This window comes from Streptomyces sp. SUK 48, from assembly GCF_009650765.1.
GTDB lineage: Bacteria > Actinomycetota > Actinomycetes > Streptomycetales > Streptomycetaceae > Streptomyces.
In genome coordinates this window covers 1,013,938-1,040,176 of record NZ_CP045740.1, presented here as the reverse complement: position 1 = coordinate 1,040,176, position 26,239 = coordinate 1,013,938, and the positions used below count along the sequence as shown (strand labels likewise).

Sequence of the window (26,239 nt, the reverse complement as noted above, 5' to 3'; positions counted from 1 at the left end):
AGATCCAGTGAGGAGAGCACGGTGAATCCCCACTCCGTACTCCACGTCGCACCACTCCTCGTACCCCCTCCCGCGCCTCCGGTGGTGGTGCGCGCGGCCGGGCGCGACGACGCGCCCGCGCTGCACCGCCTCTCCCGGGTGTTCGCCCGGACCGGCGAGCTGCGCGAGCGGACCGTGGCGGAGTACGCGCGCGACGCGGCCGACTTCCTGCTCGCCGAGTCGGCGCCCGGCCGGATCGAGGGCTGCGCGGGGCTGCGGATTCACGCGGCACCCGAGGGCCGGGACCCCGGCCGCACCGCTGTCGTCTACAACGTCTGTGTGGCGGCGGCCAGTCAGGGCCGGGGCGTCGGTACGGCACTGCTGACCACGCTCCTCGCCGAGGCCGCGGCCCGCTCAGCCGCCACGGTGTTCGCCGCGACCAGCGGCGACGCGGCACTGTTCCTGCGCCATGGATTCACCGTGGCCGACGTGTCGGCGGCCTGGCCGGCCGGGCTCGCTCCCCGCCCGGGGTCACGGGTGCTCAGCCGGGCTCTGTGACCGGTCCGGCCGGGTGCGCCGGCCGATGTCCTCGCCGTGTTCGCCGGACCGGTCCGGGAACACGGTGGTGCCGGCGCCCCGGTCGCGAAATCCCTCGCGCAGCAGGGCGCCCGGCACTCGTCCGTCGATGACTCGCGCCGCCCGCACCCCCTCGCGCACCGCCCGCAGGCACCCCTCCATCTTGGGCACCATCCCACCGGTCAGGTCCGGCAACAGCGCGTCGAGTTCCGACGCGGTCAGCCGCTCGATCACCTCGTCGCTCGCCGGCCAGTCGGCGTGCAGCCCGGTGACATCGGTGAGGACGATCAGCCGCTCCGCGCCCAGGGCACCCGCCAGGGCCGCCGCCGCGAGATCCGCGTTGACGTTGTAGACCTCGCCCCCGGCTCCCCTGGCGAGCGGTGACACCACCGGGATGCGGCCCTTGGACAGCAGCGCGCGGATCGTCTCCGGGTCCACCCGGACGACATCGCCCACCAGCCCGATGTCCACCGGCTCGCCGTCCACCCAGGCCGCTCTGCGGACGGCGGTGAGGGTGTGCGCGTCCTCGCCGGTCAGTCCGACCGCCAGCGGGCCGTGCGCGTTGATGAGGCCGACGAGCTCCCGCTGCACCTGCCCGGCGAGCACCATGCGCACCACGTCGAGGACTTCGGGCGTGGTGACCCGCAGCCCGGCCGTGAAGCGGACTTCCAGGTCGAGCCGGGCGAGCAGGGAGCTGATCCGGGGCCCGCCGCCGTGCACCACCACCGGCTGGACACCGGCCCGCAGCAGCGTCACGACGTCCCGCGCGAAGGACCGTTGCAGCGCCTCGTCGACCATGGCGTGGCCCCCGAACTTCACGACGACCATCTTGCCCGCGGACGCCTCCAGGCGGGGTGTGGGGTCGGCCGGTGGGGGAGTGGAGGGTGCGGCAGGCGCGGAAGTCGATGTCATCGGATGGTCGTCCCTTCGCTGAGGCCCCTGGTGGGGGCCATGGGGTCGGTTCGCGCGGCCCGGCGTCGGACCGCCCCGGGGACAGGGCCGTGCGGACGGCGCGGAGTCGGGTGGCCGGGGAGCCGGCGGCGCGCGTACGTCGGGCGCGGTGCGGCCGGATGTGCGGATGCGGCGGTGTGCCGCGGCGCGGACCGGTGCGTCCAGTGCGTCCGGTGCGCGGTGACGGGTGCCGGCTGTGCGGTGCGGTGGGCGGTGTCGCTGCTTCCGGCGTCCGACAGTCCGACGCGCCGGCCGGGAACGGCCGCCTCGACGTCGTCCCCGGGGACGTTACCCGACGACGCGGTCCGCTCGCTCGTACGGGTGCGTCCCGGGCCCCCGGCCACAAACCGCAGGACACCGCGGGGACTTGGGTTCTCGGGGGGTGATCCGGGTGACATGGCGTCGACGTTGACGATCCCCATCGAGGTAAAGGTATGGTTAGCCTTACCTAAGTCGCCGGGGGCGGGCCGTGGTGTCCCCCCGGGTGGTCGCATCCGTTGCGCGTTCGCCGGAAATCCGAGGCCATGACGTCATCCCACAGATCCCCATCTGCCGTTCACCGATCAGGCGCCCGATACGAGGGGGCGGTCGTATGAGCGGCGAGCCCGAACTGACCGGTCGTGCGGCCCTGGTGACCGGGGCGGCGCGGGGTATCGGCGCCGCCGTGGTCGAGGCCCTCGCCGCAGGGGGTGCACGGGTCCTCGCCACCGATGTGGACGGTGCGGCCGTGGCCGAGCTGGCCGCACGGTACGAAGGCCGGGTCACGGGCCGGGAGTTGGACGTGACCGACGCCACGGCGGTGGAGGATCTGATCACCGAGGCCGAACGGACCCTGGGGCCCCTGGACATCGTGGTCAACGTGGCCGGCGTCCTGCGCGGCGCGGCCGTGGCCGACCTGGACGACGCCGACTGGGCGGCCGTGTTCGCGGTCAACACCGACGGCGTCTTCCATGTCTGCCGGGCCGCCGCCCGCCGGATGACCGAACGGCGCCGGGGCAGCATCGTGACCGTCGCCTCCAACGCGGCCGGCGTGCCCCGCGCCGGCATGGCCGCCTACGCCGCCTCCAAGGCCGCCGCCGTGATGTTCACCAAATGCCTCGGGCTGGAGGTCGCCCCGTACGGGGTGCGGTGCAACACCGTGTCCCCGGGCTCCACCGACACGGACATGCAGCGCGCCATGTGGGACAGAGCGCCCGGCGGCCCCGACAGCGGCCGACGGGCTGTGATCGAGGGGGACTTGGCGTCGTACCGCACCGGCATTCCGCTCGGCCGGATCGCCGAGCCGGCGGACATCGCGGACGCCGTCGCCTTCCTGGTCTCCGACCGCGCCCGGCACATCACCCTGCATGACCTGTACGTGGACGGCGGCGCCACCCTGCGCGCCTGACCGCCCTCCGCGCACACCGCCGCCCCGTGACGAACCCCGCCGAACACCGTGGAGCCACGCCGTGACCATCGAACCGATACCCGCCCCCTCGGGCCTCACCCCGGGCGTGGACGCTCCCACCTGGCCCGAGGAGTTCGCCGAGCGCTACCGGCGGGCCGGTCACTGGCAGGGCGAGACCTTCGGCCGCATGCTCCGCGAGCGGGCCGCCGCCCATCCCGACCGGGTCGCCCTGGTGGACTTCGCGCCCGGGCGCCGCACCCGGACGTACCGGCAGCTGGACGAGGCCGCCGACCGGCTCGCCGCCGGGTTCGCGGGGCGCGGCATCGGGCGCGGGGACCGGGTGGTCGTCCAGCTGCCCAACACCGCCGAGTTCGCCGAAGTGGTCTTCGCCCTCTTCAGGTTGGGCGCGCTGCCCGTCTTCGCGCTGCCCGCCCACCGCGACACCGAGATCACGCACTTCTGCGCCTTCTCCGAGGCCGTCGCCTATGTGATCCCGGACGTGCACGACGGCTTCGACCACCGCGACCTCGCCACCCGGGTCCGGCAAAGCGCCCCCGGCCTGCGGGAGATCTTCGTGGCGGGTGACCCGGGCGGGCACACGGCGCTGTCCGACGTGCCGTGCGACGCGTCCGGACCGCTGCCCGAACCGCAACCGCACGAACTGGCGTTCCTCCAGCTGTCGGGCGGGACGACCGGGGTGTCCAAGCTGATCCCCCGCACCCACGACGACTACCTCTACTCCCTGCGCGGCTCGAACGAGATCTGCGGTGTCGACGCGGACACCCGCTTCCTGGTCGTCCTACCCGCCGCCCACAACTTCCCCATGAGTTCCCCCGGCTGGCTCGGCACGCTGTACGCCGGAGGCCGCGTCGTGATGTGCCCCAAGCCCGATCCGACGACCGCGTTCGCCCTGGTCGAGCAGGAGCGGATCACCATGACCGGCCTGGTGCCGCCGCTCGCCCTGCTGTGGACGGACAGCGCACCGCGCACCGAAAACGACCTGTCCAGCCTGGAGTTGGTGCTGGTCGGCGGGGCCAAATACAGTGAGCAGGCGGCGCGGCGGCTGGAACCGGCACTCGGCTGCCGGCTGATGCAGGTCTTCGGGATGGCCGAGGGCCTGGTCAACTACACCCGGCTGGACGACGATCCGGAGACGGTCGTCACCACCCAGGGCCTGCCCATCTCGCCCGACGACGAGATCCGGATCGTGGACGACGCCGACCGGGACGTGCCCGACGGCGGGTTCGGGCATCTGCTGACCCGGGGCCCCTACACCATCCGCGGCTACTGGCGGGCTCCGGAGCACAACCGGTCCGCGTTCACCGAGGACGGCTTCTACCGCACCGGTGACATCGTCCGCCGCACGGCGAGCGGGCACCTGATGGTGGAGGGGCGGGCCAAGGACCAGATCAACCGGGGCGGCGAGAAGCTCGCCCCGGAGGAGATCGAGAACATCATCCTGGCCCACCCGGCGGTCCACGACGTCTCCCTGGTCGCCGTGCCCGACGACTACCTCGGCGAGCGCACCCTCGCCCATGTGATCCTGCGCGCCGGCGCCGAGCCGCCGACGGCCGCCCAGATCAAGGCGTTCGTCCGTGCGCGCGGTGTCGCCGCCTACAAGATCCCCGACCTCGTCCGCTTCGTCGACGCCTTCCCGCAGACCGGCGTCGGCAAGGTCAGCAAGAAGGGGCTGCGCTCGGCCGCGGTCCCCTTCGAGCAGCGCTGAAAGGCCCCTGCCCCCATGGCACTTCCGTCCATCACCGGCTACCCCCTGCCCACCGCCGGCCAGTTGCCGGACAACCGGGTCTCCTGGTCCGTGGACCCGTCGCGGGCGGTGCTGCTGGTGCACGACCTCCAGCAGCACTTCCTCTCCGCCTTCCCGCCCGGCGAACAGCCGCTGACCGGCATGCTGGCCAACACCGCCCGGCTGCTCGACGCGGCCCGGCAGGCCGGGACGCCCGTGGTCTACTCGGTCCAGCGCGGCGGCCAGACCCCCGAGGAACGCGGGCTCCAACTCGACTTCTGGGGGCCGGGCGTGGCCGACGATCCGGCGGCCCTGGCCATTCCGGAATCCGTGGCCCCCCGGCCCGGCGACACGACGCTGACCAAGTGGAAATACAGCGCGTTCGCCCGCACGGACCTCGCAGACCTGATGCGAAACCAGGAACGCGATCAGCTGGTCGTCGTCGGTGTGTACGCGCACATCGGTGTCATGACGACGGCCTGCGACGCGTGGATGCGGGACATCCAGGCGTTCGTGGTGGCCGACGCCGTCGCGGACTTCTCCCGCGAGGACCACGAGATGGCCCTGCGCTGGGCGGCCGGCCGGTGCGCGATGGTGATCACCACGGACCAGGCGGCCGAGTCCTTCTGAGCGGCCGTCGCCGCCGAGTCCGGCGCACGGCACATGAGTTGATGCGTCATCAACTTCCTTTTGCAATACCCGGTGTTGAGAGGCCGATGAGGCTTGACACCATCCCGATCCCAGGAAAACTTAGGCAAGGCTTGCCTAAGTGAAGATTGTTTGTCGGTCCCTCGCGGGACCTTGTCGAAGGGCGAAGATGTCAGCAGGGCGTGCGGTTGCCGGTGGGCCGGGTCAGTGGCCGGTCCAGGATGTGGTCGGTGTGGGCTTCGGTCCGGCGAATCTGGCGTTGGCCGTCGCGGTCGCGGAGCAGAACGCGCACGGCGGCGGTCGTGGACTGCGCTCGGTGTTCGTGGAGCGGCAGCAGGAGTTCGGCTGGCACCGGGGAATGCTGCTGCCGGGCGCGACGATGCAGGTCTCGTTCCTGAAGGACCTGGCGACGATGCGGGACCCGGGCAGTCGGTTCACCTTCCTGCGCTACCTGCACGACAAGGGCCGGCTGGCCGACTTCATCAACCAGAAGTCGTTCTTCCCGACCCGCGTGGAGTTCCACGACTACCTCCGCTGGTGCGCGGCCATGGTGGAGGACCAGGTGCGCTATGGGCGCCAGGTGTACGCCCTGCGGCCCACCGCGGACGGCGACGGTGCCGCCTCCGTCCTGGAGGTCCACACCCGCCCCGCCCCGGACCTCGCCGACGGGGGCGCCCCCGGTGACGAAGTGCTGCGGACGCGCAACGTCGTGCTGGGTACGGGACTGGTGCCCAGGTTCCCGGAGAACGTGACGCCGGGGCCGCGGGTGTGGCACAGCTCGGAGCTGCTGCCGCGGGCGGCGGCCCTGAAGGACCGCCCGGCGCGGCGCTTCGTGGTGGTCGGCGCGGGCCAGTCCGGCGCGGAGGCCGCCGAGTTCCTCCACCGCGAGTTCCCGGACGCGGAGGTCTGCGCGGTCTTCAGCCGCTACGGCTACAGCCCCGCCGACGACAGCCCCTTCGCCAACCGCATCTTCGACCCGGCGGCCGTCGACGACTTCTACACGGCGCCCGACGAGGTCAAGGAATCCCTGCTCGGCTATCACGCCAACACCAACTACTCCGTCGTGGACGGCGAGTTGATCGAGCAGCTCTATCGCACCGTCTACCAGGAGAAGGTCGCCGGCACCGAGCGGCTGCGCATCCTGAACACCACCGCCCTGACCGCCGTCGAGGAACGCCCCCACGGTGTCCGCGTGGCGCTGCGCCCCCTGATCGACGGCGACCCCCGCACCCTCGACTGCGACGCCGTCGTGCTGGCCACCGGCTACCGGCCCTCCGACCCCCGCACCCTCCTCGGCCCGCTGGCCGAACACTGCCTGACCGACGGCCAGGGGCGGCTGTGCATAGGACGCGACCACCGGATCGCCACCACTGCCGCCGTCCGCGCCGGGATCTACCTCCAGGGCGCCGCCACCGAGCACACCCACGGCATCACCTCCTCCCTGCTGTCCACCCTCGCCGTCCGTGCCGGTGAGATCTGCGACGCACTCCTCCTCGACCGCGCCCAGCGCACGGACGCCGGTGCCGAGGCCGCCGGCCTCGCGGCCGAGACCGGCACCGTCCCCCTCCCCACCCCCTGACCCCGCCAGGAGACCGGCCATGGCCGCCACCAACCCCTTCGAGGACGACAGCGCCCGCTACCTCGTCCTCGTCAACTCCGAGAATCAGCACTCCCTTTGGCCCGCTTTCGCCGCCGTACCCCCGGGCTGGACCGTCGCCCACGGCGAGGACACCCGCGAGGCATGTCTCGCCCACGTCAGCCGGCACTGGACCGATATGCGGCCTACGAGCCTGATCGAGCACGCGCGAGCCGCGGTGCCGGACGCCTGAGAGTCGCGGGCCCGGTGGGCGGCACGCTCCCGTACACAAGTTCCCTGTGCGGACGGGCAGTTGACCGTCCAGCCTTCCTCTTAATAAAGTAAGGCTAACCTAACTATCTGGTGAGGTTGTCGTATCCGGCCGGGTTCTCGGAGCCCTTGCTTCCCCGCCCGGAACCCCTGCCGATGTCCTCGCTCGTCACCGCTCTCGCGAGCCGGCGCGCCTCTCCCGGCAGGACGACCGCCCCGGAGAAACCGCCGTGCCGCCGGCGCCCAGACCGCACGCCCGAATGAAGGATGCACCGACGTGTCCCTATCCACCCTGATGCGCCCCAGCCCCATGCACCGGCCCTCCGACCTGCTGGCGGCCTACCTCACCGGCTCGTTCTACTTCTCCTCGGCGCGCGGCACCCTGCTCGCCGACGGTGTGCACACCCGGATACGTGCCGGGAGCGGCGCCCGGGCCCTCGCCGCGGCCGAGGCACTGGACGCGGCGGCCGTGGCCGGACTGCCCGATCCCGTCGTGGTCGGGGCCGCCGGATTCCGTCCGGACGGCGACGCCGGCCTGCTGGTCCCCGCGGTCGTACGGCGCGCGGGCGCCCCCTCCGCCCTGGCCGGCCACCCGCGCCGGCCGGGACCCGGCACCGGGTGGACGGTTCGGCCCCGCCCCGAACCCGAGGGCTACACCGCCGCGGTGAGCCGGGCGCTGGAGCTGATCGGCGACGGCGAGCTGCGCAAGGTGGTGCTGGCCCGTTCCCTGGAGTTGGCCGGCGAACATCCCGTGGCCGTGCCCGCGCTGCTGACCCGGCTGGTCCACGCCGACCCGGCGTCCTACGCCTTCGCCGCCGATGTCACCGCCCCCGGCGACCCCGCCCCGCGCACTCTGGTCGGCGCCAGCCCGGAGCTGCTGGTGTCCCGGCACGGTGCCCGCGTGACCGCCAACCCGCTGGCCGGGTCCGCCCCCCGGGCCGGTGACGAGAGACTCGACCGGGAACGGATCGCGCGGCTGCGCGACTCGGCGAAGGACCTCGGCGAACACGCGTACACCGCCGCCCAGGTGGCCGAGGTGCTCGGCCGGTTCTGCGCCGACCTCGACGTCCCCGAGCGCCCCGAGGTGATCGGGACACCGACGATGTGGCACCTGTCCACCCGGATCACCGGACGGCTGCGGGACCCGCTGGACCCGGCCTGCTCCGCGCTCGGCCTGGCCGAGGCGCTGCACCCCACACCCGCCGTCTGCGGAGTGCCCGCGCCCCGGGCGCTCACCGCCATCGCGGAACTGGAGCCCGAGGACCGCGGCTACTACGCGGGCATGGTCGGCTGGAGCGGCCTCGACGGCGACGGCGAGTGGGCGGTGACGATCCGCAGCGCCGAGGTCTGCGACCGCACCGTACGCCTGTTCGCCGGAGCCGGCATCGTCCCCGGTTCCGACCCGCAGGCCGAACTGGCCGAGACCTCGGCCAAGTTCCGCACCCTGCTGCGCGCCCTCGGCCTCGAGCACCTCGCATGAGCCGCGCCGCGGACCCCGGCAAACTTCCCGTCCGGCTGCCGCGGACCCCGGCGTCCGCATGGCATCCCGCCCGTCCCGACCTTCCCAACCGTCCCACCTGTCCGGCCGATCGCCGACCCCGCCGTCGGCACCCCTGTCCCGAGGAGACAACCGATGAGTGAGGCACTGTCACCCGCGCGCATCCGCGCGGACGTCGCGGAACTGCTGGGCTGTGCTCCCTTTGAGATAGCCCCCGACGACGACCTGCGCGACCTCGGTCTCGACTCGGTACGGCTCATGACCCTCGTCGAGCGCTGGCGGGCGGACGGCGCCGGCGACCTCGAACTGCCCGACCTGGCGGAACGCCCCGAACTTGCCCACTGGCAGGCCCTCCTGACGGGTGAGAAGGCATGAGCCGCACCGAGCACCGGCCCGGCCACCTGGAGCGGATCGAGGAGGTCCTGGCCGGGCCCCGCCCCGAGAAGGTGCGTTACCCGATCCGCGTCCGCCGCACCGAGGTCGTACGCACCACGACGGTCGGCGCCGGTCTGCTGAGGGTCACCCTGGGCGGCCCGGGCACCGAGGGGTTCGAGGCGCACTCGCCCATCGACCACGTCAAGCTCCTCTTCCCCGAGCCCGACGGATCGCTGCGCCTCCCGGAACCCGACGGCGACCTGCTGAAGTGGCCGCGTCCCGCGCCCACTTCACGGGAGTACACCGTGCGCCGCTACGACCCGGAGGCGGGCGAGATCGACATCGACATCGCCCCGCACGAGGGCGGTCTGGCCTCGGACTGGGCCCAGCGGGTAGGCCCGGGTGCCGTCCTGCACGTCGCGGGACCGCCCGGCGGGCTGATCGTCCCGCCCGTCTACGACCGCTATCTGCTGGTCGGTGACATCACGGCACTGCCCGCGATCGCACGCTGGCTGGAGGAGCTGCCCCGGGACGCGAAGGGCTGGGCGTTCATCGAGGTCGCCGGCGCGGCGGAGGAGATCGAACTGTTTGCCCCGGCCGCCGTCGAGGTGCGCTGGCTGCACCGCGGCGACCGCCCGGCGGGCACCGGTGACGCCCTGGTGCAGGCCGTCACCGCCGTACCCGTCGCCGAGGGCGAGCGGCTGTACGCGTGGATCGCCGGCGAGGCCGGACAGATCAAACCGCTGCGGCGCTGGGTCCGCGACGAACTGCGCCTGGACCGGGCCGACTACGAGATCACCGGCTACTGGAAGCGCGGCATCGCCGACTTCGACGACGAGCACGAGCACTGACGGCACGGGCGTCCCGGCCGTCCCACCACCCCCACCCCTTTATCCACCCACGAATTCCTTCCGGCGACCTGCCGGAAGGCCATGGACCGAGGCACAACCGCTCGAAGGAGCGGACCGGTCTCGCATGTCAGAAGGAGTCGCACATGTTCACGCGCAGATCAGCGGGTCTCGTCGGTGCCGTCGCACTGGCCCTGACCCTGAGCGCGTGCGGATCGTCCAACGACGACGCCGCGGGCAAGCCCGAGAAGAACGACACCCGGGTCTTCACCGCGGACAACGGCAAGGTGACGATCCCGGTCCACCCCAAGCGCGTGGTGGCCACCGGCTACGCCGTGCCCACGCTGATCGAGGCCGGCGCCCCGCTCGTCGGCATCTCCTCCTGGCAGCGTGGGGAACCGATGATGGACGGCCAGGAAATGGCCACCTACAAGAAGCTGACCAAGGTCGCGGGCGAGCAGGCGTCGGAGACCAACTACGAGGCCATCGCCGAGGCCAAGCCCGACCTCATCGTGCTCGGCGTCCCGGTGCCGGTGCTCGGCGACATCGACATGAAGCGGCTCAAGTCCATCGCCCCCGTCGTCGCGATCGGCCCGACCCTGCCCTCCCAGTGGCGTGACGTGTCCGCCCAGCAGGCGGACGCGGCGGGCGTGCTCACCAAGTACGAGTCCGACAAGGCCACATACGAGGCCGAGGCGGCGAAGCTGAAGAAGAAGTACCAGAAGGTGCTGCCCCAGCTGAAGCTCGGCCACGTCGGCGCGTACGGCGACACCTCCAAGGGCACCTTCCAGCGCGAGTTCAACGGCTCGTGGGGCACCAACGTGGTCCAGGACGTCGGCGCCGACTACTACGGCAAGGTCAAGAAGGCCGGGCCCGGCTCCAAGTCGGTGAGCGAATACCCCTCCATGGAGCAGATCACGGACTCGCTCGGCCAGGCCGACGCCATCACCTACTCGGTCAACGCCGACGGCAGCGTCCCGGACTCGGTCAAGTCCGTCCTGGACTCGAAGCTGTGGCAGAACCTCCCCGCGGTCAAGAAGAAGATGACGTTCCCGATCGCCTGCACCGAGGCTTCGACCTACGGGGACGCCCTCAAGACCCTGAAGGCGATCGACAAGGCGTTCGCGCCCCTGCTGGACAAGTGACCGCTACGGACCACCCCGCCCAGGGGGAGAGCGCCGGGCGGGAGCTGAGGCGGACCGGCCTGCTCATCGGCGGGCTGGTCCTGCTCGGCGCCGCCGTCGTCCTCAGCATCGCCGTCGGCGCCCACGCCGTGCCCCCCGCCGACGTGGTCAGGGCCCTGTTCGACTACCGAGGAACGAACGACGACGTGATCGTACGAGACGTCCGGGCACCCCGGGCGCTGCTGGCGGCGGCCGTCGGCGCCGCCCTCGCGGTCGCGGGCGCGCTGATCCAGACCCTCGCCCGCAACCCCCTCGCCGAGCCCGGCGTCCTCGGGGTCACCGCGGGCGCGGGATTCGCGGTCACGGTCGGCGCCGCGCTCGGCCTGGCCGGCGGGCAGGGCGGCCAACTCCTGTGCGCCGTCGCCGGTTCGGTGCTGGCCGCCCTGCTGGTCCTGTCGGTGGGACGGCGCGCGCCCCTGCGCCTCGTACTCACCGGCGTGGCCCTCACCGCCGTACTGGGGGGCATCGCACTGGGACTGCGGCTGATGAACCCGAAGCTGTTCGACGCCTACCGGTTCTGGTCGGTCGGCACCCTCGCCGGACGCGAACAGGAACCGCTGACCCTGCCGCTCGTCGCCATCGGCATCGCCCTCGTGGCGGCGCTGGCACTGGGACGGTCCCTCAACGCCCTGGCACTGGGCGAGAACGTGGCCCGGACCCTGGGCGCCGGGGTGGCCCGCACCCAGGCCGTCACGCTGGTGCTCATCACCGTGCTCAGCGGCGCCGCGACCGCGGTGGCGGGCCCCATCCTGTTCGTCGGCCTCATCGTGCCGCACCTCGCCCGCAGGGCGGCGGGCGGCTCGGTGCCCTGGCTGGTGCTGTACTCGATGGTGCTCGGTCCCGTGCTGCTGCTGGCCGCCGACACCGCGGCCCGCGTGCTGCTGCCCACCGGCGAGATGCCGGTCGCCATCGTGACCGCGTTCCTCGGCGGCCCCATGCTGATCTGGACCGTCCGCCGCTACGGGGCGGGGGCACTGTGACCGGGTACGTTCCGCGGGTGGCGCGCCGCCCGCTGCTGGTCGCCGTCGTCCTGGCCGCCCTGGTCCTCGCGCTCGGCCTGCTCGGGCTCTGCTACGGCGCGTCCTGGGCCTCCCCCGGAGAGGTGCTGTCCGCCCTGACCGGGCGGAAGCGGTCCGTGGTGATCATCGACTGGCGGCTGCCCCGGGTGGCGGCCGGCGCCGTCTTCGGGGCCGCGCTCGGGGTGGCGGGAGCCATCTTCCAGAACCTGACCCGGAATCCGCTCGGCAGCCCCGACGTGATCGGCCTGGACGCCGGCTCCTACACCGGCGCGCTGTTCGCGATGACCGTGCTCTCGGGCACCTCCGCCCAGCTGGCCACCTCCTCGGTGGTCTGCGGACTGCTCGTCTCGGCCGTCGTCTACCTGCTCTCCGCCGACCGGGGCTTCTCCGGGCTGCGCCTCGTGGTGATCGGCATCGCGGTCAACGCGATGGTGACCGCGCTGAACTCCTGGATCGTGCTCCGCGCCGACCTGGACATCGCGATCGCCGCGGTCGGCTGGAGCGCCGGTTCCCTCAACGGCGTGGACTGGTCGGACCTGTGGATCCCGTTCTGGGTGATCGCCGTACTGCTGACGGTCATCGCCGTCCAGGCCCGCGCCATGCACCAGACCGCGCTCGGTGATCCGCTCGCGGTCACCACCGGGGTCGCGCTCGGCCGGCTGCGGCTGCTCATGGTGCTGGTCGGCGTCGGCTGCACGGCGACGGTGACCGCGGTCGCCGGACCCATCGCGTTCATCTCGCTGGCCGCTCCGCAGATCGGCCGCCGACTGGCCGGCTCGGCGGGCATCCCCCTGCTCCCGGCCGCCCTGACCGGAGCCGTCCTGCTCCAGGGCGCCGACCTGATCGCCCAGGCGCTGCTGGCGCCGGTCGCGCTGCCCGTCGGTGTGGTGAGCACCGCCGTCGGGGGCTGCTATCTGATCTGGCTGCTGACCAAGGAGGTGAGGCGCGCATGAGCGCACGCCTGACCGCGCGGGAGATCACCCTGCGCTACGGCGACCGGGTGGTGGCCACCCGGCTGAGCCTCGACATCCCCGACGGCGCGTTCACCGCGGTCGTGGGCCCCAACGCCTGCGGGAAGTCCACCCTGCTGCGCGCGTTCGTCCGGCTGCTGCGCCCCGCCGAGGGACACGTGGAACTCGACGGGCGCGAGGTCGGGTCGTACCCGTCCAAGGAACTGGCCCGCCAGGTCGGCTTCCTGCCCCAGGACCCGCTGGCCCCGGACGACGTGAAGGTCCGGCAACTGGTCGCCCGCGGCCGGTTCCCGCACCAGTCGCTGCTGTCCCTGTGGTCCGCGAGCGACGAGCGGGCCGTCACCGAGGCGATGGCCGCCGCGGGCGTCTTGGAACTGGCCGGCCGGCCCGTCCAGGAACTGTCCGGCGGGCAGCGGCAGCGGGTCTGGATCGCCATGGCGCTCGCCCAGCAGACCCCCTACCTGCTGCTCGACGAACCGACGTCCTTCCTGGACATCACCCACCAGTACCAACTGCTGCGCCTGCTGGCCCAGCTGCGCGACCAGGGCCGCACCGTCATCGCCGTACTGCACGACATCAACCAGGCGTGCCGCTTCGCGGACCACCTGGTGGCCATGCGCGACGGACGGGTGGTGGCCGAGGGCAGGCCCGCGGACATCGTGGACGCCGCGCTGATCAAGGACGTCTTCGACCTGCCCAGCGTCATCGTGCCCGACCCGGTGGCCGCCACCCCGATGGTCGTCCCCACACTGCAAGGAGAGTGAGTTGACCACCCCACCCGCCCCCGCGGACCGACTGCTACCCCTGACCGGCGCCCAGTCGGGCATCTGGAACGCGCAACGTCTGGAACCGGACTCGCCGTACTACGTGGTCGGGGACGTGGTGGAGATATCCGGCGGCGAGCGGCCGATCGACCCGCGGGCGCTCGCCGAGGCCGTCCGGGCGACCACCGAGGAGGCCGAGAGCCTGCGCCTGCGGGTGTACGACACCCCCTCGGGCCCGCGCCAGAGGGTCAGCGACACCCCGGTGGCGCTGCCCCGGATCATCGACGTCGGCGGCGCGAGCGACCCCACGGCCGCGGCCGCCGCCCTCGTCGAGGCCGAGCGGGCCCGAGCGGCCGAGCGCTGCCGCGAGATGGTGGACCGGCCGCTGTACGAGCCCGTCGTCATCCGGCTCTCCGACCGGGAGGTCTGGTACACCCAGCTGGGCCACCACCTGGTCTTCGACGGCTACAGCGGAGCCATGGTGGCCCGCCGCACCGCCGCCCGCTACACCGCCCTGGTGCGGGGGACCGAACCGCCGCGCCGCACCTTCGGGACGCTCGCCGACGTCGTCGCCGCGGACCGTGAGTACCGGGACAGCGAGCGCGCGGCGGCCGACCGCGCCTACTGGGTGGAGCGGTTCACCCCGCTGCCCGACCTGGACGACGTGCGCACCTCCGCCGGGCCCTCCGGCCGCTCGCTGACCGCCCGCACCCGGCTCACCCCCGAACAGACCGCCCGGCTGCGCGAGTTCGCCGACCGGGAGAAGGCCACCTGGGGCGAGGCGCTGATCGCCTGCTACGCCGCCTTCCTGCACCGCATGCTGGGCCGCACCGACGTGGTCTTCGCGTTGCCGCTGATGTGCCGGACCGCCTCCGCCGAACTGCGCACCCCGGTCATGGCCGTCAATGTGCTGCCGCTGCGGGTGGACGTGCACGGCGGGGACGACTTCGGCGAGCTGACCCGCCGGGTCGCCGCCGCGCTGCGCGAGACGCGCCGGCACCAGCGCTACCGGGGCGAGGACCTGCCGCGCGACCTCAAGGTGCCCGGCGCGGGCGCGCTGCTGCACGGCCGCGGCATCAACCTCAAGGCGTTCGACCTGGCACTGGACTTCGACGGGGCGACGGGCCTGATGCGCAATGTCGCGGGCGGCCCGCCCGAGGACATGGGCCTCGCGGTGCTGCCCACCCCCGACGGCGGACTGCACCTCGGCTTCGAGGTGGACGCCCGGGACAACGACCAGGAGAGCGTCGACGGCAAACTGGGCGGATTCCGGGCGCTGTTGACCGGCCTGCTCGACGGACGGACCGTGGCCCGCGTCCCCATGGGCGGCGCCGACGGCGAGGTCCCGGCCCCCTGGACCCCCGCGGCCCTGCCCGGCACTCCGCTCCTCGTGCCGGACGCCTTCGACGCCATGGCCGCCGCCGGTGACACCGCCCTCGTCTGCGGCCCGGACCGGCTGTCCGCCGGTGAACTGGCGGGCCGGGTACACCGGTTGGCCCGCGCGCTGCGGGCCCGGGGCATCGGAGCCGACGACGTCGTGGCCCTCGCGCTGCCCCGCTCCGCCGACCTGGTCACCGCGCTGCTCGCGGTCCTGGACGCGGGCGCGGCCTTCCTCCCCCTGGACACCGCCTACCCGCCCCAGCGGCTGCGCGCCCTCGTCGAGGACGCCCGCCCGGCCCTGGTGGTCACCTCCGGCGCGGTCGACGGCCTCCCCTGGGACACCCTGCTCGCCGAGGCCGCGCCACTGCCCACGGCACCGCTGGCACCGGCCGAACTGGCCGCCCCCCGCCACCCGGAGCACCTGGCCTACGTCATCCACACCTCCGGTTCCGCCGGACGCCCCAAGGGCGTGCTCGGCCGGGCGGGCGGCCTGGCGGCGCTGCTGCACCACCAGCGCGCCACGGTCGTCGCCGAGACGGAGCGCGCCACGGGCCGCCGCCTGCGCGTCGCCCACACCTACTCGTTCGCCTTCGACTCGGCCTTCGACCACCTCGTATGGCTGCTGTGCGGACACGAACTCCACGTCTACGACGCCGAGACCGTCCGCGACGCCGACGCGCTGCTTGCGGCGTACGCCCGGGACGGCATCGATGTCGTCGACACCACGCCCTCGATGGCGGCGGCCCTGGTCGACGGGGGACTGCTCGACCTGCGCCCGGCCCTGCTCGTCCTCGGCGGCGAGGCCGCACCCCCGGCGCTGTGGCAGCGGATCGTGGCCCGCGGTGTCGGCGCCCGCAACATGTACGGGCCGACCGAGGCGACCGTGGACAGCACCACCGCGCCCGTCACCGGGGACGCGCCCACCATCGGCCGGCCGCTCGCCGGCACCCGCGCCTACGTCCTGGACCACGCCCTGCACCCGGTGCCGCCGGGCGCGGTGGGCGAGCTGTACCTGGCGGGCCCGCACCTGGCCCGCGGTTACCTCGGCATGCCCGGTACGAGTGCGGAGCGTTTCGTCGCCGACCCGTACGGGACGCCCGGGGAGCGGATGTACCGCACCGGCGACCTGGCCCGCTGGGTCCCCGGACGCGGCCTGGACTACCTGGGCCGTGCCGACGGCCAGGTGAAGGTGCGCGGCCACCGGGTGGAGACCGGCGAGGTCGAGGCCGCGCTGGCCGCGCTGCCCGGAGTCACCGCCGCTGCCGCCGCCGTACGCTCCTCCCGGCTCATCGGATACGTCGTCTCCGCCACCGTCACCGCCGACGCGGTGCGCGCCCGGCTGGCCGAGACGCTGCCCGAACACCTCGTACCCGCCGCCGTGGTGGTGCTCGACGCGCTGCCCCTCACCCCCAACGGCAAGCTCGACCGCGCCGCACTGCCCGCACCCGTCAGCGCGGGCGGCGGACGGGAGCCCCGTACCGAGCCGGAACGCCTGCTGTGCGCGGCGCTCGCCGAGGTGTTCGAGGTCGAACGGGTCGGTGTGGACGACGACTTCTTCACCCTCGGCGGGGACAGCATCTCCGCGATCACGGTCAGCAGCAGGCTGCGCGCGCTGGGCCTCGTACTGCGGCCCCGGGACCTGCTGGCCCGCCGCACCTTCGCCTCCCTCGCCGCCTCCGCCGTACCCGCCGAAGAGACGGACGAACCGGCCGACGACCCGACCGGTCCCGTCACCGCACCGCCCATCGTGCGCGACCTGCTCGACGCCCACCCGGACGTCGACGTGGTCGCCGGATACGCCCAGTGGACGGCCCTGCGTGTCCCCGAACTCACGCTGGAAACACTGGACATGGGGGTCCGGGCGATCCTCGACCGGCATGACGCGCTGCGGCTGCGGACCGACGAGGACGGCCTGGAGGTCCTGCCCCGGGGCGCGGTGCCCGCCGTCGTCACCGAGGTCCGCGGCGCGGACGCCGCCACGGTCGCCCGTCGGCTGGCGGGCGAACTGGACCCGCGCCGCGGCGACCTGCTGCGGGCGGCCCTGCTCCGCACCGGTCCGGACGCCCCGGACGAGGTGGTCCTCGTCGTGCACCACCTCGCCATGGACGGCGTCTCCTGGCGGGTCGTCATCCCCGATCTGCACGCGGCCTGCACGGGCGGCACCCTGCCGTCGGCCGGTGCCTCCTGGCGGCGGCACGCCACCCTCCTCGCCGAACAGGGCGCCGCCGGGATGCGCCGGGACGAACTCGGCCACTGGCGCACCGCCCTCGCCTCCGCGACCCGCCTCGGCACCCGGCCCCTGGACCGGACGAAGGACACGGTCTCGACCGCCCACCGCTCGGTCACCACCGCCTCCCCGGCTGTCACCGAGGCCCTGCTGACCACACTGCCCGCGGCGTACCGCGCCGGTGTCGACGAGATCCTGCTCGCGGCGCTCGTCCTGGCGCTGCGCGAATGGGGCGCCGACGGGGACGCGGTGACCGTCACCCTGGAGGGACACGGCCGCGAACACCTCGATCTCGCCCGCACCGTCGGCTGGTTCACCAGCGAGTACCCGGTGCGGGTACCGGCGGCCGGCGACCCGGGGGACGTGCTGCGGGCCGCCAAGGAGGCCAAGCGGGGCGTCCCCGGACAAGGACTCGGCTACGGCGTGCTCCGCCACCTGGACCCCGCGGGCGCCGAACTGGCCGCCGTACCGCCACCGGACGTGCTGCTCAACTACCTCGGCCGCTTCGCGCCGTTGACCGGCACCGGATGGCAACTGCCCGAGGAGGACGCCTTCTCGGTGCTCGAACCCGGCGCCAAGGCACTGGAACAGGTACTGGCCCTCAACTGCTTCGTCCACGAGGGGGACGAGCCCCGGCTCGCCGTCGAATGGACGGCCGCCACCGGCGTCCTCGGCGCCGGCACGGTGGCTGCCCTGCACACGGCGTGGGACCGGGCCCTGGAGCTGCTGGCCGACCACGCGCGGCACGCCACCGGCGGCCTGACCCCGTCCGACCTCCCGCTGGTCGACCTCGACCAGGACACCATCCGGGCGCTGGAGCGCTCCGGCCCCGTCGAGGACGTGTGGCCCGCCACCCCGCTCCAGGTCGGACTGTCCTTCCACACCCTGGTCCGCGACGACCCGGACACCGACGTGTACGTCGTCCAGGCCGTCACCACCCTGGAAGGCGAACTCGACCCCGAGCGGATGGCGCGGGCCGCGCGGGAACTGCTGCGCCGCAACCCGTCGCTGCGCGTGCACCTGGCGCAGACGGGCGACGAGGTGGTGCAGGTGGTGCCCGTCGAGGCCACCCTGGAGTGGCGCCGGGACGACGACTTCGAGCGGGCCGTCCAGGCCGAACTGGCGCGCCCCTTCGACCCGTCCGGGCCGCCGCTGATCCGCTTCCTGCTCTCCCGCGTCGGCCCCGCCGAGCACAGGCTGGTGATCACCAACCACCACGCGCTGCTGGACGGCTGGTCCATGCCGCTGGTCGGCCGCACCCTGCTCGGCATCTACGCCGAACTGGGCGGCGGCCCGCAGGTGCCGCCCGCCGCCGACGTCCGCGAGTACTACCGCTGGCTGGCCGGCCGGGACCGCGAGGCGTCCCTGGCCGCGTGGCGCGAGGCACTCGACGGTGTCGACGGCGCCACCCGGCTGGCACCGGCGACGGCCGGGACCTCGGTCGAGCGGCCCGGCCGGATCGCCATCGACCTGGGCCCGGACTTCAGCGACCGGCTGCGCGCCTTCGCCCGCGACCGGGGCGTCACCCTGACGACGGTGCTCCAGACCGCGTGGGGCCTGCTCCTCGGCAGGCTCACCGGGCGCGACGACGTGGTGTTCGGCTGCCCGGTGTCCGGGCGGCCCGCCGAGGTGGACGGCGTGGCCGGCATGATCGGCCAGCTCGGCACCACCATCCCCGTGCGGGTGCGGCACACCCAGGACACGACCGTCCGGGAACTGCTGGCACAGGTGCACACCGAGAGCGTCGCGCTGGCCGACCACCACTACGTCGGCCTGCCCGGCATCCAGCGGATCGCGGGCGCGGGTGAACTCTTCGACACCATGCTGGTGATGGAGAACTTCCCGCTCTCCGACCGCGCCCGCACCCCGCCGGCCCCCGGACTCGACCTGGCCGCGGTGGACATCACCGACGCCACCCACTACGCGCTCACCGTGATCGTGCTCCCCGGGGACACCCTCACCATCGGACTCGGCTACCAGCCCAGCGCCTTCGACGAGCCGACGGTGCGCGACCACGGCCGCCGCCTGCACCATCTGCTGCGCGAGATCGTCGCCGATCCCGCACGGCCCGTGCTCGCCCTGCCCCTGCTCGACGAGGCCGAGCGGGAGCGGATGCTGCGCACCGGCACCGGGGCCTGCCCGGTCCGTGAACGCGGCCCCTGGCTGGCGGAGTTCGCCTCCTGGGTGCGCCGCAAGCCCGACGCCGAGGCCCTCGTCTGCCGCGACCGCGCCCTGACCTACGCGGAACTGGACCGGGAGTCCAACCGGCTCGCGCACGCGCTGATCCGGCGCGGTGTCCGGCCGCAGGACCCGGTCGCGGTGTTCCTCGGCCGGGACATCGAGATGACGGTGGCACTGTTCGGCGTGGCCAAGGCGGGCGCGGTGTACGTGCCGATGGACGCGAGCTACCCCCGGGACCGGCTGGCGTACATGCTGGACGACATCGCACCGGCCGCCGCCATCACTGCGGGCGCGGAACTGCCCACCGCCCGCGACATACCGGTGCTGCGCCTCGACGACCCGGCCACCCTCGCCGGTATGCCCGGCACCGACCCGGCCGGGGCCCGCGCCGGCCTCACCGAGGACGCGCTCGCCTACGTCATCTACACCTCCGGCACCACCGGGCGGCCCAAGGGCGTCGGCGTCACCCACCGCGGCGTACCCGACCTGATCGCCCTCCAGGAGGACGTCGTCCAGGTCACCGAGCACGACCGCTACCTGCACTTCGCCTCGACCGGCTTCGACGTGGCGTTCTGGCAGACCATGGTGCCGCTGCTGTCCGGAGGCACCTCCGTGATCGCCCCCGAGGAGGTACGCGTTCCCGGGGACGAACTGCTCGACTACATCGTCGAGCACCGGGTGACCGGCGTGAACCTGCTGCCGTCGTTCCTGGCGGCGATGCCCGACGACCGCACCGTCGACCCCGACGTGTTCTTCGTCGTCGGCGCCGAACGCCTCGATCCCGAACTGGCCCGGCGCTGGGGTGCGGGCCGGCGGGCACTGTTCAACGCCTACGGCCCCACCGAGGTCACCATCAACTCCGTCACCTGGAAGTACGATCCGGCCGACCCCGGCCCGCTGCCGATCGGCCGCCCCGACCCCAACGTCCGCGCCTACGTCCTGGACCGCGGTCTGCACCCCGTGGGCACCGGTGTGACGGGCGAGCTGTACCTCGCGGGACCGAGCCTGGCGCGCGGCTATCTCGGCCGGCCCGACCTGACCGCCGCCGCGTTCGTGGCCGACCCCTTCGGGCCGCCCGGCGAACGCATGTACCGCACGGGCGACCTGGTGCGCTGGCGGGCGGACGGCCACCTGGTGTTCCTCGGCCGCGCCGACCACCAGATCAAGATCCGCGGCTTCCGGGTCGAGCTGGGCGAGATCGAGTCCGCGCTGACCCGCCACCCCGACGTGCGCGCCTGCGCGGTGGTCCTGCGCGAGGGACGGCTCGTGGGCTACGTCATCCCGGTCGACGGCGCCGAGTGCGACACCGCCCGGATCCGCGAGCACCTGGCCGCCGGGCTGCCGGACCACATGGTGCCCACCGCGCTGGTGGTGCTTGACCGGCTGCCGCTGGGCCCCGGCGGAAAGCTCGACACCGCCGCCCTGCCCGCCCCCGACACCGCGACCGCCGACCGCCGCGAACCCGCCACCCCCGCCGAGGCGGTGCTGCTCGGTGTCTTCCGGGACATCCTCGGCAGCGACGACATCGGACCCGGCGACGACTTCTTCGCGATCGGCGGGGACAGCATCGTCTCCCTCCAGGTGGTCTCCCGCGCCCGCCGCCGGGGACTCGGGCTGACCGCGCGGGACGTGTTCGAGGGCGCCACGGTCGCCGGGATCGCTGCCCGCGCCCGGGCCCTCACCGAGGACCGGGCCCCGGCGGTCGGCGACGCCCCGCTGACCCCCCTCATGCGGGACCTGCTGCACCGCGCGGGCACCGCCGCCGACGGCTTCTGCCAGTGGGTGGAGGTCTGCGTCCCGCCCGGCGGCGACGAGCACTCCTGGCGGACCGTGTTCGACAAGGTGCTGGCCCGCCATGACGTGCTGCGCGCCCATCTGGTCGCGGACGCGCTGCGCATCCCGCCGGCCGGCACGGTGAACGGCGCCGATGTGCTGGTCCGGGTGCCGGTGGCGCCGGACCTCACGGCCGAGGGCCTGCGCGCCCTGGCCGACGAGTGGACCGCCGAGACCCGCGCCGCGCTGGACCCGCGCACCGGACCGCTGCTGCGCGCGGTCTGGCTCGACACCGGAGCCGCACGGCCCGGCCGGCTCGTCCTGATCGCCCATCACCTCCTCGTGGACGGCGTCTCCTGGCGCATCCTGCTGGACGACGTGCGCCACGCGTACGACGGCGGCACCCCGGCCCGGCACGGGCTGTCCTTCCTGGCCTGGGCGCGCATGCTCCGTGAGGCCGACCGCAGCGCCGAACTGCCGCACTGGCAGCGGATGACGGCCACCGAGGCACTGGCGGCCCGGCCACTGGACCCCGCCCGGGACACCGTGGCCACCGCAGCGCACCACGAGATCGCCCTCGACGCCGACACCACCCGGGCCCTGACGACGGCCCTGCCCGCAGCTCTGCGCAGCACACCGGACGCGCCCCTGCTCGCGGCGCTCGCCCGGGCCGTACGCGCCTGGCGCGGCACGCCCCGGCTGCTCGTCGCGCTGGAGAGCCACGGCCGCCCGGCCGACGCGGACCTCTCCCAGACCGTCGGCTGGTTCACCGCCGTCCACCCGGTGCTGCTCGACGCCGACGACGACCCGAAGGCGGTCGCCGAACGGCTGCGCGCCCAGGGCGACGGCCTCGGCCACGGCATCCTCGCCACGGCCGGTCTGCTGGACCCGGTCGCACCCGAGATCGCCTGGAACTACCTCGGCCGCTACGCGGGCGCCCCGGACACCGAGACCCCCTGGCAGGCACCGCCGGACGCGGACCCGCTCGGCTCCGGCGGCACCGACGGGATGCCGCTGCCGCACGCGCTGATGGTCAACGCGCTGGTCCGCGAGGACCGGCTCGGCATCCGGCTGACCTGGCCCGGCGCGCTGTTCACCGGCGCCGAGATCGAGCGGCTGGCCGAACACCTGCGGAGCGCGCTGCTCGACGTCGCCGCCGCGCCGGAGATCGGCTTGCTCGACGCCGGCCGGCAGATCGCCGAGGTGCAGCCGCTGACGCCGTTGCAGGAGGTGATGCTGCGACACTCGCGCACCGAGCGCCCCGACCCGTACACCGTGCAGTCGGCCTTCTCCTTCACCGGATCCCTGGACATCGAGGCGCTGCGCAGCGCCGGTGCCGACCTGCTGGCCCGGCACCCGAACCTGGGCGCCGTGTTCCCGGCGGATCTCGCGCTCGTCCCGAAGTCCCCGGAACCGGACTTCCGGATCCGCGACGGACGGGCCGACGAGGTTCTCGCCGCCGACCTGGCAGAACCGTTCGACCTGAGCGCGGGCCCGCTGGTCCGGCTGACCGTGATCCGCCACGACCCCCGGCGCTTCGACCTGGTCCTGACCAGCCATCATGTGCTCTCCGACGGCTGGTCGGCGCCCCGCATCCTCACCGAGCTGTTCGCCCTCTACACCGCACGGCTGCGCGGCGAGGAGGCGGATCTGCCCGCTCCCGTGCCGTTCGGCGACTACCTCGCCTGGCGCGCCGCCCACGAGCCCGACCTCGGCGTCTGGGCCGAGGAACTGGCGGGCCTGCCCGAAGGGGACTACCTGGGCGCCGGTGAACCGGGCCCCGCCTGGCAGGAGCCCGAGGTGATCACCTTCGACGCGCCGCTGGTGGACCGGCTCACCCGGCTCGCGGCCCGGCGCGGTCTGACCCGCAGCACCCTGGTGCAGGGCGCGTGGGCGGTGCTGCTCGCCCGGCGCTCCGGGCACCCGGACGTCTGCTTCGGGGCCATGGTCGCCTGCCGGCCCCCGGAGCTGGAGGGCGTCGAGGAGATCGTCGGACTGCTCGCCAACACCGTGCCCGTACGGGCCCGCCTGACCGGCACGTTCGCCGACACCCTCACCGCGCTCCAGACCCGCCAGCGGACCCTGGTCGAACACCATCAGGTGGCCCTGTCCGACCTGGAACGCGTCACCGGGCGGCGCAGGCTCTTCGACAGCCTCGTGGTGTTCGAGAACTACCCGGTGGACCGGGACCGGCTGCGCGAGCCCGCGCCCGGACTCACCCTCACGGGCACCCGCTTCCGCGAGGCCACCCACCACCCGGTGACCCTGACCGTCATGCCGGACGGCGACACCTGGACCGGTGTGCTCGCCCACCGCGCCGCGGCCGCCGCCGACGGACTCGCCGAGGAACTGCTCGACCTGCTGCGCGACCTGGAGGACCACCTCGACCGCGACGTCCGCACCCTCCTGGAGCGACGATGACCGAGAAGACCGCCGCCCCGGCCGAGAAGGTTGACGCACCGCTGCTGCGCATCGCGTTCATCCTGGTCCTCGGCACGTTCATGGCGTCCGTCGACGCCACGATCGTCAGCGTCGGCATCGACACCCTGGCGGACGACTTCCACGCCTCGCTCGCCGAGATCCAGTGGGTCAGCACCGCCTATCTGCTGGCCATCGTCACCGCCGTACCCGCCTCCGGCTGGCTCGCCGACCGCCTCGGCGGCCGGCGGGTCTGGCTGGTCGCCGTGGGGATCTTCCTGTGCGGGTCCGCGCTGTGCGCCCTGTCCTGGTCCGTGACCAGCCTGATCGTCTTCCGGGTCCTCCAGGGCCTGGGCGGCGGGCTGCTGCCGCCGACCGGGCAGGCGCTGCTGGCCCGGATCGCCGGACCCTCCCGCACCGGACGGGTGATCAGCGTCGTCGCGGTCGTCCCGCTGCTCTCACCCGTGCTCGGCCCGCTGGCCGGCGGCGTCCTGCTCGGGGCGGCCTCCTGGCCGTGGCTGTTCCTGGTCAACCTGCCGGTCGGCGCCGCCGCGATCCTGCTCGCCCGCCGCTATGTGCCGGTGGTGGAACCGGCGTCCCGGCGGGCCGCGTTCGATGTGCGGGGGGCCGTACTGCTGTCACCCGGCCTCGCCGTCCTGGTGTTCGGCCTGACCGAGGTCGCCCACGGCAACATGCCGGCGGCGACCGTGGGAGTGGGCGCGGGCCTGCTCATGCTGGCGGGCTTCGTCGTGCACGGCCTGCGCACCCGGGGCACCCCGCTGATCGACCCCCGGCTGTTCACCCGGCCACCGCTCGGCGCGGCGGCCCTGGCCCTGCTGGTCCTCGGCGCGTCCGTGTTCGGTACGACGTTCCTGCTGCCCCTGTACTTCCAGACCGGACGCGGACTGTCGGCCTGGGGGACCGGACTGCTGCTGGCCCCCCAGGGGCTCGGCGCGGCGGCCGGGTCCGTGCTGGTCAACCGCACCATCGACGCGGTGGCTCCGAGGACCCTGGTGATCACCGGCGTCACCCTGGTCCTGGCCGGCACGGTCCCCTTCACCCAACTCGGCCACGGACTGCCCGACATCGCGATCGCCCTGGCGCTCCTGGTGCGCGGCTTCGGGATGGCCATGATCGGCGCCCCCGTGATGAACATCGTCTACAGCCGGATCGAACCCCAGCAGATCGCCCGCGCCTCCGGAGCGCTCAACCTCCTCAACACCGTCGGCGGTTCCCTGGGGACCGCGGCCCTCGCCGTGGTCCTCCAGGACCGGCTCGGCGCCCGGCACCAGGACGTCCCCGCGGCGTTCGCCGACACCTTCTGGTGGGTCGTCGGACTCGGGCTGCTGGCCGCGGCCGGGACGACGGGACTGCCCCGGACCCGCGCCCTCAGGAGAGCCTGATGATGCACACACTGCCCGCCCCCGCCGACCTCACCACGGCCCTTCCCCTGTCCACCGCGACGGCCCGGGCCGTCGCCGGCCACCGCGACACCGTCGCCGCCGTGCTCGACGGCAGGGACCCCCGGCTGCTCGTGATAGCCGGTCCCTGCTCGGTCCACGACCCCGCCGCCGCCCTGGAGTACGCGAGCCTGCTCGCCGCCGCCGCGCGCCGCTACGCGGACGACCTGGTCATCGTCCTGCGGGCCTACCTGGAGAAGCCGCGCACGGCACTGGGCTGGACCGGGCTGCTCAACTACCCCGCCCTGGACGGCAAGAGCGACCTGGCCACCGGTCTGCGCACCGGCCGCGCGTTCCTCGCCGAGGCCGCCGCCCTGGGACTGCCCCTCGCCTACGAGTTCGTCGACCCGCTGCTCGCGCCGTACGTGGCCGACACGGTGTCCTGGGCCGCGATCGGTGCCCGGACGGTGGCCAGCCAGCCGCACCGGCACCTGGGCTCCTGGCTCCCGATGCCGGTCGGCATGAAGAACTGCGTGTCCGGCGCCCTGGGTTCCGCCGTCGACGCCGTCCAGGTCGCCTCCCATCCCCATGCCCTGCCCGTCCTGGCACCGGACGGCCGTCTCACCGTGACGCACAGCGTCGGCAACTCCCACGCACACCTGGTGCTGCGGGGTGGCCCGGTGCCCAACTACGACGCCGCCGCCACCGAGCACGCCCGGTCGCTGCTGACGGCGGCCGGTCTGCCGCTGTCCCTCGTCGTGGACGCCTCGCACGGCAACAGCGGCAAGGATCACAACCGTCAGCCGGTGGTCGTCGCCGACCTCGCCGAGCGGATCGGCGACGGGGAGCCGGGCCTGGCCGGCGTCATGATCGAGTCGTACCTCTCCGACGGCCGCCAGGATCTCGCGGCGACCGTCCTCCGGCGCGACCTCAGCGTCACCGACGCCTGTCTGGGCTGGTCCCGCACGCTCCCGCTGCTCGACATGCTGGCGCTGGCCGCCAACCGCCGCCGTGCGCAACGCGCCTGACATCCACTCATTTGCACATTAGGTAAGCCTTACCTAAGTTAT

Annotated in this window: 17 protein-coding genes; 16 read left to right on the top strand and 1 reads right to left on the bottom strand. The window is 73.7% G+C overall.

Features of this window, described 5'->3' with window-relative positions:
• The first annotated feature begins 21 nt into the window (after nt 1-21).
• Nucleotides 22-537: a GNAT family N-acetyltransferase gene (locus GHR20_RS04410; protein WP_243877929.1), complete on the top strand. Its 516-nt coding sequence runs from the start codon at nt 22-24 to the stop codon at nt 535-537.
• On the opposite strand, the gene argB is transcribed toward GHR20_RS04410, so the two are convergent.
• On the bottom strand, nt 511-1,383 hold the full coding sequence (gene argB / locus GHR20_RS04405; protein ID WP_243878293.1) for an acetylglutamate kinase: 873 nt from the start codon (nt 1,381-1,383) through the stop codon (nt 511-513). The genes GHR20_RS04410 and argB overlap by 27 nt on opposite strands.
• A gap of 715 nt (nt 1,384-2,098) precedes the next feature.
• On the opposite strand from argB, the gene GHR20_RS04400 reads away from it, so the two are divergent.
• From GHR20_RS04400 to GHR20_RS04330, 15 genes are all read left to right on the top strand, one after another.
• Nucleotides 2,099-2,893 carry a 2,3-dihydro-2,3-dihydroxybenzoate dehydrogenase gene (locus GHR20_RS04400; protein WP_153812301.1) on the top strand — a complete coding sequence of 265 codons (795 nt, stop codon included), beginning with the start codon at nt 2,099-2,101 and terminating at the stop codon, nt 2,891-2,893.
• Nucleotides 2,894-2,954: 61 nt separating this feature from the next.
• A complete protein-coding gene (locus GHR20_RS04395) occupies nt 2,955-4,619 on the top strand; it encodes a (2,3-dihydroxybenzoyl)adenylate synthase (RefSeq protein WP_275549592.1) in 1,665 nt (554 codons plus the stop codon).
• Between the two features lie 15 nt (nt 4,620-4,634).
• Entirely contained in the window at nt 4,635-5,267 is a 633-nt protein-coding gene (locus tag GHR20_RS04390; protein ID WP_153812299.1) for an isochorismatase family protein, read from the top strand.
• A 187-nt stretch (nt 5,268-5,454) separates the two neighbouring features.
• Nucleotides 5,455-6,864 carry a SidA/IucD/PvdA family monooxygenase gene (locus tag GHR20_RS04385; RefSeq protein WP_153812298.1) on the top strand — a complete coding sequence of 470 codons (1,410 nt, stop codon included), beginning with the start codon at nt 5,455-5,457 and terminating at the stop codon, nt 6,862-6,864.
• A 19-nt stretch (nt 6,865-6,883) separates the two neighbouring features.
• Nucleotides 6,884-7,114: an MbtH family protein gene (locus GHR20_RS04380; RefSeq protein WP_153812297.1), complete on the top strand. Its 231-nt coding sequence runs from the start codon at nt 6,884-6,886 to the stop codon at nt 7,112-7,114.
• A gap of 294 nt (nt 7,115-7,408) precedes the next feature.
• Nucleotides 7,409-8,611, top strand: a complete 1,203-nt coding sequence (locus GHR20_RS04375; protein WP_153812296.1) for an isochorismate synthase — start codon at nt 7,409-7,411, stop codon at nt 8,609-8,611.
• Between the two features lie 153 nt (nt 8,612-8,764).
• Nucleotides 8,765-9,004 carry a phosphopantetheine-binding protein gene (locus tag GHR20_RS04370; RefSeq protein WP_153812295.1) on the top strand — a complete coding sequence of 80 codons (240 nt, stop codon included), beginning with the start codon at nt 8,765-8,767 and terminating at the stop codon, nt 9,002-9,004.
• Complete coding sequence (locus GHR20_RS04365; RefSeq protein ID WP_153812294.1) at nt 9,001-9,855, top strand: siderophore-interacting protein; 855 nt, start codon at nt 9,001-9,003, stop codon at nt 9,853-9,855. The genes GHR20_RS04370 and GHR20_RS04365 overlap by 4 nt, the downstream gene beginning before the upstream one ends.
• A gap of 143 nt (nt 9,856-9,998) precedes the next feature.
• The gene (locus GHR20_RS04360; RefSeq protein ID WP_153812293.1) at nt 9,999-10,997 is read left to right on the top strand and encodes an ABC transporter substrate-binding protein; all 999 of its coding nucleotides are present in this window, start codon (nt 9,999-10,001) and stop codon (nt 10,995-10,997) included.
• Entirely contained in the window at nt 10,994-12,016 is a 1,023-nt protein-coding gene (locus GHR20_RS04355; protein ID WP_153812292.1) for an iron chelate uptake ABC transporter family permease subunit, read from the top strand. The genes GHR20_RS04360 and GHR20_RS04355 overlap by 4 nt, the downstream gene beginning before the upstream one ends.
• Before the next feature lie 17 nt (nt 12,017-12,033).
• A complete protein-coding gene (locus GHR20_RS04350) occupies nt 12,034-13,008 on the top strand; it encodes an iron chelate uptake ABC transporter family permease subunit (protein WP_153812291.1) in 975 nt (324 codons plus the stop codon).
• A complete protein-coding gene (locus GHR20_RS04345) occupies nt 13,005-13,790 on the top strand; it encodes an ABC transporter ATP-binding protein (protein WP_153812290.1) in 786 nt (261 codons plus the stop codon). Before GHR20_RS04350 ends, GHR20_RS04345 begins: the two co-directional genes overlap by 4 nt.
• Before the next feature lies 1 nt (nt 13,791).
• The gene (locus GHR20_RS04340) at nt 13,792-23,772 is read left to right on the top strand and encodes a non-ribosomal peptide synthetase (RefSeq protein WP_153812289.1); all 9,981 of its coding nucleotides are present in this window, start codon (nt 13,792-13,794) and stop codon (nt 23,770-23,772) included.
• Nucleotides 23,769-25,172, top strand: coding sequence for a DHA2 family efflux MFS transporter permease subunit (locus tag GHR20_RS04335; RefSeq protein WP_153812288.1), 1,404 nt, complete (start codon nt 23,769-23,771; stop codon nt 25,170-25,172). The genes GHR20_RS04340 and GHR20_RS04335 overlap by 4 nt, the downstream gene beginning before the upstream one ends.
• Nucleotides 25,172-26,197 carry a 3-deoxy-7-phosphoheptulonate synthase gene (locus tag GHR20_RS04330; RefSeq protein WP_153812287.1) on the top strand — a complete coding sequence of 342 codons (1,026 nt, stop codon included), beginning with the start codon at nt 25,172-25,174 and terminating at the stop codon, nt 26,195-26,197. Before GHR20_RS04335 ends, GHR20_RS04330 begins: the two co-directional genes overlap by 1 nt.
• Nucleotides 26,198-26,239 lie beyond the last annotated feature (42 nt).

Bases quoted from the DNA above. Each gene is read 5' to 3' on its own strand.
- argB (WP_243878293.1), bottom strand. From the start codon at position 1,383: ATGGTCGTCGTGAAGTTCGGGGGCCACGCCATGGTCGACGAGGCGCTG.
- GHR20_RS04400 (WP_153812301.1), top strand. From the start codon at position 2,099: ATGAGCGGCGAGCCCGAACTGACCGGTCGTGCGGCCCTGGTGACCGGG.
- GHR20_RS04390 (WP_153812299.1), top strand. From the start codon at position 4,635: ATGGCACTTCCGTCCATCACCGGCTACCCCCTGCCCACCGCCGGCCAG.
- GHR20_RS04385 (WP_153812298.1), top strand. From the start codon at position 5,455: ATGTCAGCAGGGCGTGCGGTTGCCGGTGGGCCGGGTCAGTGGCCGGTC.
- GHR20_RS04380 (WP_153812297.1), top strand. From the start codon at position 6,884: ATGGCCGCCACCAACCCCTTCGAGGACGACAGCGCCCGCTACCTCGTC.
- GHR20_RS04370 (WP_153812295.1), top strand. From the start codon at position 8,765: ATGAGTGAGGCACTGTCACCCGCGCGCATCCGCGCGGACGTCGCGGAA.
- GHR20_RS04365 (WP_153812294.1), top strand. From the start codon at position 9,001: ATGAGCCGCACCGAGCACCGGCCCGGCCACCTGGAGCGGATCGAGGAG.
- GHR20_RS04360 (WP_153812293.1), top strand. From the start codon at position 9,999: ATGTTCACGCGCAGATCAGCGGGTCTCGTCGGTGCCGTCGCACTGGCC.
- GHR20_RS04345 (WP_153812290.1), top strand. From the start codon at position 13,005: ATGAGCGCACGCCTGACCGCGCGGGAGATCACCCTGCGCTACGGCGAC.
- GHR20_RS04335 (WP_153812288.1), top strand. From the start codon at position 23,769: ATGACCGAGAAGACCGCCGCCCCGGCCGAGAAGGTTGACGCACCGCTG.
- GHR20_RS04330 (WP_153812287.1), top strand. From the start codon at position 25,172: ATGATGCACACACTGCCCGCCCCCGCCGACCTCACCACGGCCCTTCCC.